Here is an 11,438-nt window from a genome sequence, read left to right on the forward strand (position 1 = left end):
CCGGCCTGCGTCATCCTGCGGCGCGCGCCGTCGCATCATCACTGCAACAATCGCGAGCCATTGTCTGGCCGTTTCACGGGAGATTCGCTCCATGCACGTCCATGTCTGCTCGCTCTCCCGCCTCGCCGAGACCGTGGAGGCGACCGGTGCGCGGCACGTCGTGACTCTCATCAACCAGGGGACAGTGGTCGAGCGGCCGCGCAGCGTCGCGGCGGAGGACCACCTTTTCCTCGGCATGAACGACATCGTCACGCCGATGGACGGCTACATCGCCCCGGCCGAGGCCCATGTCGAACGCCTTCTCGGCTTCGTCGACGGCTGGTGGCGTACCCACGGCGCGGCGAGCCCGCTGGTGGTCCATTGCTGGGCCGGCATCAGCCGATCGACCGCCGCCGCCTACATCACCGCCTGCGCCATCGATCCGGAAGCGGACGAGGAGGCGCTCGCCGACGAGATCCGCCGGCTGAGCCCCAGCGCCACGCCGAACCTGCGCCTCGTCACCATCGCTGACGCCATGCTGGGCCGGAATGGCCGCATGGCCACCGCCATCCAGCGCATTGGCCGCGGCGCCGATGCCTTCGAGGGCGTGCCTTTCGCGCTGCGGTTGGGACGTTGAGAATATACCGACGAACGACTGTACAGTTTAGGGGATTGTGGCTAGGTGGTGGGCCATGCCGACCATATACGCCATTGCCCCGATGGAAGGCGCCGCGCTTCGCGGGGCAATCCTCGATGCGGCGGACCAGGTCTTCGTCCGCCATGGCTTCCGTGGCGCCGCCATGGAGGACATCGCCCGCGTCGCCGGCGTGTCGCCAGACAGCCTCTACAGTCAGTTTTCCTCGAAGGAAGCCATCTTCGCTGCCGCCGTGGAGCGCACCCTCGACGCCTTCCGCGAACGGGTGGCCGGCCTCCTGCGCCGCCACGGCGTGGCTGTCGAGACGCGGGTGCTGGACGCCTTCTGCACGGCGCACACCACCACCATCGGATCGGCAATCATGGGCGACATCATTGCCGCCTGCGAAGCTCTCGTTGCCCCGCTGATCAGGGCCTTCGAACGGGACCTTGCCGCCGAGGTGGCCGAAACGCTCGCCATCGCCGGCATCCCGGCCCGCTGGTCGGCCGAAGGCCTGAGCGCCGACGACCTAGCGGGCCATCTCATCATCCTCTCCGTGGGCATCACCCACAAGGCGGCCGACCCCGTCGACTACCGCGCCCGGATGGCCAGCGCGATCCGCCTCGTGTGCCGCACGCCCAAGTTGGTCCGCTGACCGCAGCCCGTCCTAAGGGATTGGCAAGGGACTGACGTCACATTCGGCCCGGCGGACGCCACAGGCCGGAAACCATCATGGCCCACACCGCTCCGCACGGCCGCGATCCGCGGCCACCATGCTGACCGACGGGGCATCACCCGATGGATTTCGTTTTCGCCATCCTTCTCGGCATCGCTGCCGTTCTTGCCCTGCCGATCCTGACCATCGTCGCCTTCATCCGCAGCGGTGACGCCAAGCGGCGTCTCGATCTCGCGGAGATGCGGATACGGCAGGTCGAGACCGAGCTGACCCTGGTGCGCGCCGCGCTCGACGCCGCCCCGCGCCAGGCTCCTGCCGGAGAGGCGGCCGTGACCGCGCCGGTTCCCGTTCCAGCCCCGTCCGTCGCCGATATGGCCCCGCTCGAAGCAGTTCCTCCATTGGCGGCCGAGCCGGTGGGGCTGCCCGAGACCGTCGCTGCCCGCCGCAGCGTGCCTGCCGTCGCGGCCGGCGCCCCGCTGGAGGCCATCGATCCTCTTCCGCCGCCGCCCCCGACGGCCCCGCCGCCGCCCTCCAACCTCGGCGGCTTCGAGGAGACCATCGGTTCGCGCTGGGCGGTCTGGGTCGGCGCCGTCGCCCTCGGCCTCGGTGGCCTCTTTCTTGTTCGCTATTCCATCGAGGCAGGGCTCATCGGCCCGGGCCTGCGCATCGCCTTCGGCCTGATCTTCTCGCTGGCGCTGCTCGCCGGCGGCGAGTGGCTGCGCCGCAGCGACAAGGGCCTGCCGACCCTGCCGCTCGCCGACATTCCGGCGGCGCTGACGGGGGCCGGCGCCGTCGCCGCTTTCGGCACGATCTACGCAGCCCATGCGCTCTACGACTTCATCGGCCCAGCCTTCACCTTCGTCGCGCTGGCGGCCGTCGGCATGGGCACGCTGGTCCTTGCCGGCCTGCATGGACCGCTGCTTGGCGGTATCGGCCTCGTCGCCGCCTTCGCCGCGCCTTTCCTCGTCGCCTCGGCCAATCCGAACCCGTACATCTTCCCGATCTATGCGGCGATCATCACTGCCGCCTGCTTCACTCTCGCCTGGATCCGCGACTGGCCCTGGCTGCGCGGTGCCGCCACCTGTCTTGCGGTGTTCCTCGGCACCATCACCATGATCGGCACCGGGGGCGGGGCCTATCCGAGCCTCATCCAGGCGCTGGCCGGCATCGTCACCGCCGCATTGCTGGTGGTCCCGGGCATCCGCTTCGCGCCGCCGCGCGAGCGCGGCATGGACGGGCAGGCCACCGCCATTCTCGCCGCCTTCGCCCTGCTCGGCATGTTCGCGGTCATGGAAAGCCGGCAGGACCTCCTGGCGGTCGCGCTCTACCTCGTCCTGTCGCTGGGCGTCCTCGCCATCGTCTGGCGGGCGCCGTCCGTGGTGCTGGCCGTGCCGGCGACCGGCGTGCTCGCGCTCCTCGTCCTGCTTGGCTGGGTCACCGGCGTGAAGCCCTCCACCATGCTCGATCCGCTCGGCGTCCCGCCGACCTATCCCGAGGTCCTCGCCCGTATCGGTTGGGCTGGCCTCGCCTTCGGCCTCGTCTTCGGCATCGGCCCTGCGGCCATCGCGGTGATGCGTCGCCAGCGCGAGGCGGTGACCGTCCTCATCCTCGCCGCGACCTCGGTCGCCATGCCGCTGGCGCTCCTCGCCATTGTCTATGGCAAGGTCGAGGGCTTCGTCATCTCGCCGCGCTTTGCCGCCATCGCCATGGTCCTCGCCGCGAGCTTCGCAGTCGCGACGGAGGCCGCCCACCGGCTGCGCTCCGGCCAGCGGCCGGGCCTCGCCTCGGCCGCAGCCATCTACGCCATCGGTGCGCTGGCGGCTGTCGCCTTCGCGCTCACCCTGCTGCTCGAGCGCGCCTGGCTCACCCTTGCCCTCGCCGCCATGGTCGCGGCCATAGCCTGGGTCTACACCTTCCGCCCGCTGCCCCAGCTGCGCTGGGTTGCGACGCTGGCCGGGGTCGGAGTGCTCGGTCGCGTCCTCTGGGACCCCGCCATCAACGGCGCCGATGTCGGCGAGACCATCGTCTTCAACTGGCTGCTGCCGGGCTATGGCCTGCCGGCCCTTGCGGCGATCGCGGCCTCGATCCTGCTACGCCGCCGGCGCGGCGAGGACGAGCCGGTGGCGATCCTCGAAGGGCTCGCCATGGTCTTCAGCGCGCTGCTGGTCATCGTTCAGGTGCGCCACGCCTTCGGGGCAGCCGGACTGCGCCTGCACGCAGCGCCGCTGACCTTCCCGGAGGCCGCGACCCACACGGTGACCATGCTCGCCTTCGGCCTCGGCTTGTCGCGCCTTGCCGCATGGCGCAGCGGCGCGCTGTGGGACAATGCTCTCGTCGTCGCGCGCTTCGCCTCCTGGGCCTGGATCGCGGTGGTCATGGGCTTTGCCTTCAATCCCTGGCTCACCGGACGTCCCGTCGGGACCCACGCCATCGTCAACTGGGCGCTGCTCGGCTACGGCTTCGGCGCGGTGCTGGCGTTTTCCTCGGCCTATTTCGACCGCCGCGCCGGACGGATCATCGAGGGCCGCGTCATGGGCCTCTTCGGCCTCGCCATGCTGGTGACCTACGCCAATATCGTCGTCGCCATGCTGTTCCGCGGTGAGGTGTCGCTCTGGCGCATCGGCGATGCCGAGCTCTACGCCTATTCGGCGGTCTGGCTCGCCTTCGGCCTCGCGCTGCTCGGGGCGGGCGCCGTCCTCGGCAGCCGGACGCTGCGTCTCGCTTCAGCGGCGCTGGTGGCGCTCGCCGTGCTGACGGTCTTCCTCATCGACATGGCGGGGCTGACAGGCCTGTGGCGGGCCCTGTCCTTCATCGGCCTTGGCCTCGTCCTGCTGGTCGTCGGTCGCATCTACCAGCGCGTCCTCGGCATCGCCCAGGCGCGCGCGGCGGGCGGCGTCTAGAGCAGGGCGATGCCAGCCTTGCCGCTTTCGGTGCCGAAGGCGGCGGCCTTGCCGTCGGCGCGCCACGCAAGCGCCGTCACCGCGTCGCCGTCCGGCTCGCGCATGAGGATCTCCGCGCCGTCCTCGATGCGGCAGAGCAGGATGAGGCCGTCGGCAAAGCCGGCGGCGACGACGGGCGCGGCCGGGTGGCCGGCGACCTGCGTCACCTTGATGCCGGCCTTGGCCGCCGGGGCGATCATGGTGGGGTTGACGCCCATCGGGCCGTTCTTGCCGCTGAACGGCCAGAGGATGGCCTCGCTCGCCCCGGACGTCGCCAGGAACTTGCCGCCATGGGTCCAGGCGAAGGAACGCACCTTGCCGGGATAGCCGGACATGCGCATGTGCTGGCCATCTTCCAGTCGCCAGCCGTGGAGCTGCGGCTCCTGCATGGTGGTGACGACGAAACGCTGGTCGGCGCTCACCGTGATGCCGAGATGGGAGCCCTTCCATTCGAGCTTCTGCGGCTCGCCGGCGACGTTCGGATACCAGAGCGTCGCGCCGTTGTAGTGGGCGAGGGCGAGGCGCTGGCCTTTGGGGAAGAAGGCGATACCGCCACAGGCGGAGGGCAGCGCCAGCGTCTTCGCCTCGCCCTTCTCCGGCCTGTAGGTGACCGTGCGCCCGGCACTCCAGGCGAGGCTGCGGGACGGGCCGACCGCCACCCGGTCGATCCATGTGCCGCCGCTGTCATGCACCATGCGCGGCTCGCCCTTCGCGTCCAGCAGAACGACCCGACCGTCGTCGCCCGCGGTGACGAGAACCGCGCCGTCCGAGGCGCTGTCGAGGATGCCGCCCTCATGCAGGGTGACGCGCCGGTCCGAGGCACCCGCCAGCACCGCTTCGCCGCTCGCCAGCAGCAATGCGGCCTGATCCCCGAGGAAATGCGCGGCGATCACCGTCTCGCCAGGGTCGATGGCGCGGATGCGCTCGCGGATGGAAGGGCGCTTCGTCTCGCTCGTCATGGAGCCCTAGCTAGCCGAAGGCAGGGGTATTGGCGAGGGGGAGACGATGGTGGCGAGAGCGAGAACGGTGGAGGACGGGGTGCGGCCCCTTTGACATCGTCGCAAGGCTGGTCCATTGCAGCGCCCTCTTGACGCCCCGGAGATGATCCCTTGGCCAGCGGAACCCCGACCCAGGTCGCGCCGACGCTCGGATATGACGCCATCCAGGACCTGGTTCGCGCCATCCCCTTCCGGCCGCGCCTGTCGCGCTTCATCTTCCTTCGCCACGGCGAGACCGAGGGCAACCGTAAGGGCGTCTACCAGTTTCCCGAGACGCCGCTGAACACTGCTGGTGAGGCTCAGGCCGCCGAGGCCGCCTCGATCCTGGCGCTCGCCTCCATCTCCCGCGTCGTGGCAAGCCCGATGATGCGCGCCTGGCGGACCGCCGCCGTCGTCACCGACGGCCGCGACATCACGCCTGAGCCTGACGCCGCGTTGCAGGAGCGCATATATATCGGCCTCTTCGGCACGCCGGTCGGCACACTCGACTGGCGCGTCGATCCGCCGGCCTGCGAGAGCCTGGAGACCTTCGTCCACCGCACCGGCAACGGGCTTTCCCGCTGGCTCGCCCGCGAGGACGATCCCGAGGGCGATCTCCTCCTCGTCTCCCATGGCGGCGTGCTGCTGGTGCTCGCCGCGCTCACCGGTGTCGACCTGCACACCGAGTTGCGCCGCAACGCCACGCCGATCCTCTTCCAGCGCGCCAGCGGCGGCTGGGAGGCGACTGCGGCGGGGTGATCACCCGCCGAACTCGGCCTTGACCGCCGCCGTGTGTTGCCCCAGCGAAGGCACGGGCCCGAACTGCGGCACCGTGCCGTCGTGCAGCGCGCCGGGGGCCAGCATCCGCTTCCGGCCGGCAGGCGTGTCCACCTCCATGTAGCGGTTCTGCGGGTGGACCTTGAGGTCGTCGAGCGACGACACGCGGCCATAGGCGACCTTCGCCTTCTCCAGCCTCTCCACCACCGCCTCGCGGGGATGGCGGGCGAAGGCTGCGAGGATGATGGCGTCGAGCGCGGCGCGATTGGCGACGCGCTTCACATTGGCGTCGAAGCGCGGATCGGTGGCGATCGTCGCGTCGTCCAGCACGTTCTCGCAGAGCGAGGCCCATTCCCGCTCGTTCTGGATCGAGAAGAGGATCGCCTTGCCGTCGGCGCATGGATAGGCGCCATAGGGTGCGATGGTCGGGTGGTTGAGGCCCGAACGGGGCGGATAGATGCCGCCATAGGCGTATTGGAGGTAGGGCACGTTCATCCAGTCAGCGAGCGCGTGGTAGAGCGACACGGCGATGTGCCGGCCCTCGCCGGTGATGGATCGGCCGATCAGCGCCTGGAGGATCGCCTGGAAGGCGGTCATGCCCGCGGCGATGTCGCAGACCGAGACGCCGACGCGCGCGCGGGCATCGCCCTCGCCGGTGATCTCGGAGAGGCCCGACTCGGCCTGGACCAGCAGGTCATAGGCCTTGAGGTGCTGCCAGGGGCCTTCCTCGCCATAGCCGGAAATGGAGCAGGTGATGAGGCGGGGGTGCCTGGCGCGCAGCTCTGCCGGGTCGAAGCCGATGCGCTTCAGTGCGCCCGGCGCAAGGTTCTGGATGAAGACATCCGCCTTTACGATCATCGCCGCCAGCACCGCCTGGTCGCCGGCATCCTTCAGGTCGAGGACGACCGATTCCTTGCCGCGGTTCAGCCAGACGAAATAGGCGCTCTCGCCGTCCACCGCCCTGTCGTAGCGGCGGGCGAAGTCACCCTCGTCGCGCTCGATCTTGATGACGCGGGCGCCCGCATCGGCGAGGCGCGATGCGGCATAGGGCGCGGCCACCGCCTGTTCGACGGAGACGACGAGGAGGCCAGACAGGTCGGTCTGCGAGGACATGGGGCAGGCTCACGCGAGGGATGGTTCGCCCTCCATAGAGACAGGCCGGCGCTCCGGTCCAGAGGCGGAACCGAAGGGCAGGCCTGACGCCGTCAGGAGGCCAGCGCCCGGTCCACCGCCTCGCGCTCCTGCTCGATGACCGTGATATAGGCGAGGAAGGCGCTGTCCGGCATGGTGCGGCCCTGCTCGATATCGCGCAGCCGGCCGAGATTGATGCGGTAGCGCTCGGCAAATTGCGGCTGGCTGAGGTTCAGCGACTGGCGCAGCAGCCGGACGCGCCGGCCGGCGACGCCGCGGTCGAGTTCCTCCTCGGTGGAGGGCGGATTGTCCGGATCATCGAGCGCGTTCTGCTCGATCTCCTCCGGCGTCATGGCGTCCATGCGCCGCTCGAAATCCGGGTCGAGCGGCGGCAGGTTGTTCGGATCAAGCGGGAACCGGCCCATAGCGCTTCTCCTCGGTGCGGTTGGCGCGACGGGCCGAAATGAGCCAGACAAGACGACCGCGCTCTGTATAGACGACGGTGTAGAGCTTGGTACCGATCTGTCCGGTGACCTTGCGCCGCTCTTCGCCGTCCGCCGCCCTCGTCGAGTCCCTGTCGACGCGCAGCGGATCGAAGAAGACCCGCCGTGCATCCGCGAATGACAGGCCATGCTTCTTCAGGTTCGAAGCAGCCTTCCCATCATGCCAGTCGAAGTCGAGCGAAGACGCCATAAATTATCATACGGAAAATCCGTATGATACGCAATCATGACATGTATCTTATCGACGACTCACCTCTGGCCGTCGCGCTTGGAAATCTGGTCCTGTGTCAGGCCGCCCATGCGCGGATGCGGCCGGCCGCCGGTGGTCATGGCCAGCGCGAAGAGGATTTCGTCGGCGCGCGGGCTATCCTGCACCATCAGCGTAACGCCGTCGAAATGCGAGCGCACATAGGCCGCGTTGCGGTGGTGGATCGGCACGTCGAGGATGGCGCCCATCGGCCCGACCTTGGTCATGGACGGCACGATGGCCAGGGCCTCGCCGAGCAGTTCGCGCATGGCATAGCCGCCCGGCACGTGCCAGAGCGCCCCGTGTTCCAGTTCACCGGCGGAGCCGACCAACGAACCCTTGCCATAGGCCTCGATGGCCGTGGTGTCGCCGCCGAGGGCCTTCAGCAGCTTGGTCGAGCATTCGAGGCCGAGCGGCTTCAGGTCGTCCATCATCGGCTGGATGTCCTCGACATAGCGGCCGGCGAAGGGGTTCTTCAGCACCGCCGCGACCCACCCCTTGAGGATGGGCTTGTCGAGCTTTGGCCCGCCGTCGTGGCGGACCTCCTCGACGCCGACGACGATCTTCCTGACGTCGATACTCATGATCGGATCTCCCTCATGGGTCTGCTTTTGCCGAGGATGCGGCTGTCGCCCTGGAGGACGAGGGCCGCGTCGAAGATGAGGCCGCGCCGCTGAAACTGATCGGCGCGCGCAAGGCCGGCCGCGAGCGCCGCGGCAATGACGGGGGAGGGCAGGGGCCCGACCGCCGTCGTGACCAACCGGTCGCCGAGGTCGCTGTCGGGATCGAGCGTCTCAGCCGGGCGACGCTCCACGGCGGGATGGTCGGCATCCACCGCATTGGCGATCAAGGTCGCGGCCACATCGGCGCTCGCCGCGTCGCGCGCGAGGATCGTCACGGAATCGGCGATGCCGAGCGAGAAGGAGCGCCCCTGCGCGCCCGAGGTGGCGATGCCGCCGATTCCGTCGCCATGGGAAAGGCACAGACGGCCGTTCAGGGCCGGGATAGGTCCGCGCGCGAAGTCAGCGGCGAGCGCCACGTCAAGCGTCTCGCCTTCGGTGAGATGCACCGCGATGTCGCCGCCATCATTGACGAAGGCGCGGTCGAGGGGCGCGGCCTCCACCATCACCGACAGGATCTCGTCGGCCACCGCCCCCGCCACCGCCGCCATGGGCGTGACGAAGACGCCCACATGAGGCCGGCAGGCCGCGACCATGCGCTGCGCGACCGGGCCTTCCACCTGCGGCTTCTCGGTCATCGGCTTGCGCAGTTCGGAAAGCTCGCCGACGAGCTCCGGCAGCACCGTCTGGAAGCGGGCGATGGCGGCATCATAGGCCTCGCGCACCGCGCTGGCCGCCCCCCAGGCGCGTAGCACCAGGTCGATCGGACCGTGCTGCAGGTGCAGCCGGTCGCCGGTGAGCGGCTGGACGGCGGGCGGCTCCCACATGGCTCAGCCGATGCGGCCGAGGAGCGCGATGAGCGTCGCGGCCTCCTCCTCGCTCAGCGGCTCCAGCGTGCGCGCCGTGACGACCGGCCCCAGCGCCTTCATGCCCTCCACCGCCTCGCGGCCGGCGGCGGTGAGGCTGAGAAGGACGAGCCGCGCGTCGTTGGGGTCGACGGAGGGCGAGACGAGCCCGCGCTTGGCGAGCCGGCCGGCGACGCCGAACATGGTAGCGGGGTCGATGCCAACCATGCGCCCCAGCTGGTTCTGCGAGGTGGGGCCGAGGTCGTGCAGCTTGGCGAGGGCGGCATATTGCACCGGCGTCACGTCGAAGCCGTCCATCACCTGCTCGAAAATGGCGCTGGCGCGCTGGTGGGCGCGCCGGATGAGGAAGCCGATCTGCTCCTCCAGCACATAGGGCCGCTCCTGCGGCGTCTCCTGGGTCGCCTTCGCGCGCTTCGCCGTCACGACTGCTTCTCCGGGAAGGGCCAGGGATTGCCGGCGATCCAGCCGTCGATGCGGGCGGTCGGCGCCACGTCGCGCAGGATGTCGTCGATGGAGACGATGTCCTCCATGTGCCCGCCGAGCTGTTCGTAGAGCGCCCGCGGCAGGGTGAACTCGATGGGCGCGACAATGGCCGGCGTCGGCACCGAGCCGAAGGCGTTCTTCGGCAGCTTGGTGACATCGGCCATGACGGTGATGCCCCCGCCCGGCCAGAGATAGACCGGCGCGCCGCCCATGGTGACGCGGGTCTCGCCGCTCGCCACCGACCGGGTCAGCAGCACCGGGTTTTCGGTGACCCCGGCGCGAAGGCTCCCGCCCGCGCCCGCCATGAACAGCACGGTGCAGAGCGAGGGCTCGCAGTTCTCGCCGATGCGGTCGACCACCTTCATCACCGCCTCGGGGATGGGGGCGGGCTGCGGCACGAGGTTCTCGTCCAGCACGCAATAGAGGAAATGCTCGCCGGTGGTGGAGGTGAGGAGCAGGCGCAGGCCCGGCCAGGCCACGTCGGGGTCGATCTTCTGGATGATCGACAGCGGGTCCTCGATGTCGGTGCCGCCCCAGCCGATGCCGGGATTGGCGACCTGGAAATAGCGGCCGGGAGTGGATTTGCGGCCGCGCACGCGGATACCGGCGGCCCGCATGTCGAGCACCTTGCCCGCCTGATGCTCGGTCAGCACGCCGGTGATGTGGTCGTCGACGACGATGACCTCGTCGACATGGCCGAGCCACTGCTTGGCGAAGATGCCGACGGTGGCCGAGCCGCATCCGACCCGCATGCGCTGTTCGGGCTTGCCGTCGACGATGGGCGCCTGGTTCGCTGCGACGACCACCTCATGGCCGCCGTCGATGGTCATGGTGACGGCCTCGCCGGCGCAGAGCTTGAGCATCGTCTCGCAGGTGACGTTGCCCTCCTTCTTCGAGCCGCCGGTCAGGTGGCGAACGCCGCCGATGGAGAGCATCTGGCTGCCATATTCGGCCGTCGTCACATGGCCGACCTGCTCGCCGCCGACGCGGATGGGCGCAGCCTCGGGCCCGAGATGCCGGTCGGTGTCGATCTTCACCTTCACGCCGCAATAGCTGAAGATGCCCTCGGTCACGACGGTGACCGTGTCGACGCCCTCATGCTCCGCCGAGACAATGAACGGGGCCGGCTTGTAGTCGGGATAGGTGGTGCCCGCGCCGATGGCTGTGACGAAGGTGCGGGAGGGATCGAGCACCTGGCCGTCCCAGTCATTCTTGCCGAATTCGACGAGCTTGCCGCCGTCCTCGACCGTCTTTGCGAGCAGCACGACCGGATCGGTGCGCACCAGCTGGCCGTTCTCGTTCGCATAGCGCGAGCAGGCACCCGCCCGTCCCGGGCGGATGCGGCAGAGGACGGGGCAGGCGTCGCAGCGCAGGATGCCGTCGGCTTCCGCCGCGCCGAACTTCTTCGAGCGCGCCTCGAGCGAGAGGTGGTCAGTGGCGGTCATGGCGACCTCCTGAGGTGGACCTTGCATGCTGAGGGCACGGCGGCTGATGCAACTGCGTGCTGATTCCGCCGCCTCCCTCTGGCCCTGCATCGCCGCCCAGAGCTTGTGCGGCAGCACGGGCACCTCGGTCATGCGCGCGCCGACCGCGTGGCGGATGGCGC

12 protein-coding genes are annotated in these 11,438 nt (G+C 69.6%); 4 read left to right on the forward strand and 8 right to left on the reverse strand.

Translation table 11 applies throughout. From position 1 onward, the window contains the following. Positions 1-91 precede the first annotated feature (91 nt). From O9344_RS03920 to O9344_RS03930, 3 genes are all read left to right on the forward strand, one after another. Positions 92-616, forward strand: coding sequence for a tyrosine phosphatase family protein (locus O9344_RS03920; protein ID WP_298473049.1), 525 nt, complete (start codon positions 92-94; stop codon positions 614-616). A gap of 55 nt (positions 617-671) precedes the next feature. Further along, positions 672-1,268: a TetR/AcrR family transcriptional regulator gene (locus tag O9344_RS03925; protein ID WP_298473051.1), complete on the forward strand. Its 597-nt coding sequence runs from the start codon at positions 672-674 to the stop codon at positions 1,266-1,268. 143 nt (positions 1,269-1,411) lie between these two features. Further along, positions 1,412-4,189, forward strand: coding sequence for a DUF2339 domain-containing protein (locus O9344_RS03930; protein ID WP_298473053.1), 2,778 nt, complete (start codon positions 1,412-1,414; stop codon positions 4,187-4,189). Here the strand turns inward: O9344_RS03930 and O9344_RS03935 are convergent. Further along, on the reverse strand, positions 4,186-5,187 hold the full coding sequence (locus O9344_RS03935) for a WD40 repeat domain-containing protein (RefSeq protein ID WP_298473056.1): 1,002 nt from the start codon (positions 5,185-5,187) through the stop codon (positions 4,186-4,188). The two genes, O9344_RS03930 and O9344_RS03935, sit on opposite strands and share 4 nt — an antisense overlap. A gap of 150 nt (positions 5,188-5,337) precedes the next feature. Here O9344_RS03935 and O9344_RS03940 point away from each other — a divergent pair, with 150 nt between their 5' ends. Further along, entirely contained in the window at positions 5,338-5,964 is a 627-nt protein-coding gene (locus O9344_RS03940) for a histidine phosphatase family protein (protein WP_298473059.1), read from the forward strand. Here the strand turns inward: O9344_RS03940 and O9344_RS03945 are convergent, their stop codons facing one another. The 7 genes from O9344_RS03945 to O9344_RS03975 form a co-directional block, all read right to left on the reverse strand. After that, positions 5,965-7,095: a CaiB/BaiF CoA-transferase family protein gene (locus O9344_RS03945; protein WP_298473062.1), complete on the reverse strand. Its 1,131-nt coding sequence runs from the start codon at positions 7,093-7,095 to the stop codon at positions 5,965-5,967. It abuts the gene before it with no gap. 92 nt (positions 7,096-7,187) lie between these two features. Continuing rightward, complete coding sequence (locus tag O9344_RS03950) at positions 7,188-7,538, reverse strand: helix-turn-helix domain-containing protein (RefSeq protein WP_298473065.1); 351 nt, start codon at positions 7,536-7,538, stop codon at positions 7,188-7,190. Then, positions 7,519-7,806 carry a BrnT family toxin gene (locus O9344_RS03955; protein WP_298473068.1) on the reverse strand — a complete coding sequence of 96 codons (288 nt, stop codon included), beginning with the start codon at positions 7,804-7,806 and terminating at the stop codon, positions 7,519-7,521. Before O9344_RS03955 ends, O9344_RS03950 begins: the two co-directional genes overlap by 20 nt. Before the next feature lie 59 nt (positions 7,807-7,865). After that, on the reverse strand, positions 7,866-8,447 hold the full coding sequence (locus O9344_RS03960) for an amino acid synthesis family protein (protein ID WP_298473072.1): 582 nt from the start codon (positions 8,445-8,447) through the stop codon (positions 7,866-7,868). Next, complete coding sequence (locus O9344_RS03965) at positions 8,444-9,310, reverse strand: UPF0280 family protein (RefSeq protein ID WP_298473074.1); 867 nt, start codon at positions 9,308-9,310, stop codon at positions 8,444-8,446. The genes O9344_RS03960 and O9344_RS03965 overlap by 4 nt, the downstream gene beginning before the upstream one ends. Positions 9,311-9,313: 3 nt before the next feature. Beyond that, positions 9,314-9,772, reverse strand: coding sequence for a MarR family transcriptional regulator (locus O9344_RS03970; RefSeq protein WP_298473075.1), 459 nt, complete (start codon positions 9,770-9,772; stop codon positions 9,314-9,316). Further along, positions 9,769-11,277 carry a 6-hydroxynicotinate reductase gene (locus O9344_RS03975; protein ID WP_298473280.1) on the reverse strand — a complete coding sequence of 503 codons (1,509 nt, stop codon included), beginning with the start codon at positions 11,275-11,277 and terminating at the stop codon, positions 9,769-9,771. Before O9344_RS03975 ends, O9344_RS03970 begins: the two co-directional genes overlap by 4 nt. Positions 11,278-11,438 lie beyond the last annotated feature (161 nt).

This window comes from Phreatobacter sp. (genome assembly GCF_027532945.1).
GTDB lineage: Bacteria > Pseudomonadota > Alphaproteobacteria > Rhizobiales > Phreatobacteraceae > Phreatobacter.

What these genes read in the sequence shown, in the direction of transcription:
- O9344_RS03920 (WP_298473049.1), top strand. Translation starts at nt 92, where the DNA reads ATGCACGTCCATGTCTGCTCGCTCTCCCGCCTCGCCGAGACCGTGGAG.
- O9344_RS03925 (WP_298473051.1), top strand. Translation starts at nt 672, where the DNA reads ATGCCGACCATATACGCCATTGCCCCGATGGAAGGCGCCGCGCTTCGC.
- O9344_RS03930 (WP_298473053.1), top strand. Translation starts at nt 1,412, where the DNA reads ATGGATTTCGTTTTCGCCATCCTTCTCGGCATCGCTGCCGTTCTTGCC.
- O9344_RS03935 (WP_298473056.1), bottom strand. Translation starts at nt 5,187, where the DNA reads ATGACGAGCGAGACGAAGCGCCCTTCCATCCGCGAGCGCATCCGCGCC.
- O9344_RS03945 (WP_298473062.1), bottom strand. Translation starts at nt 7,095, where the DNA reads ATGTCCTCGCAGACCGACCTGTCTGGCCTCCTCGTCGTCTCCGTCGAA.
- O9344_RS03950 (WP_298473065.1), bottom strand. Translation starts at nt 7,538, where the DNA reads ATGGGCCGGTTCCCGCTTGATCCGAACAACCTGCCGCCGCTCGACCCG.
- O9344_RS03955 (WP_298473068.1), bottom strand. Translation starts at nt 7,806, where the DNA reads ATGGCGTCTTCGCTCGACTTCGACTGGCATGATGGGAAGGCTGCTTCG.
- O9344_RS03960 (WP_298473072.1), bottom strand. Translation starts at nt 8,447, where the DNA reads ATGAGTATCGACGTCAGGAAGATCGTCGTCGGCGTCGAGGAGGTCCGC.
- O9344_RS03965 (WP_298473074.1), bottom strand. Translation starts at nt 9,310, where the DNA reads ATGTGGGAGCCGCCCGCCGTCCAGCCGCTCACCGGCGACCGGCTGCAC.
- O9344_RS03975 (WP_298473280.1), bottom strand. Translation starts at nt 11,277, where the DNA reads ATGACCGCCACTGACCACCTCTCGCTCGAGGCGCGCTCGAAGAAGTTC.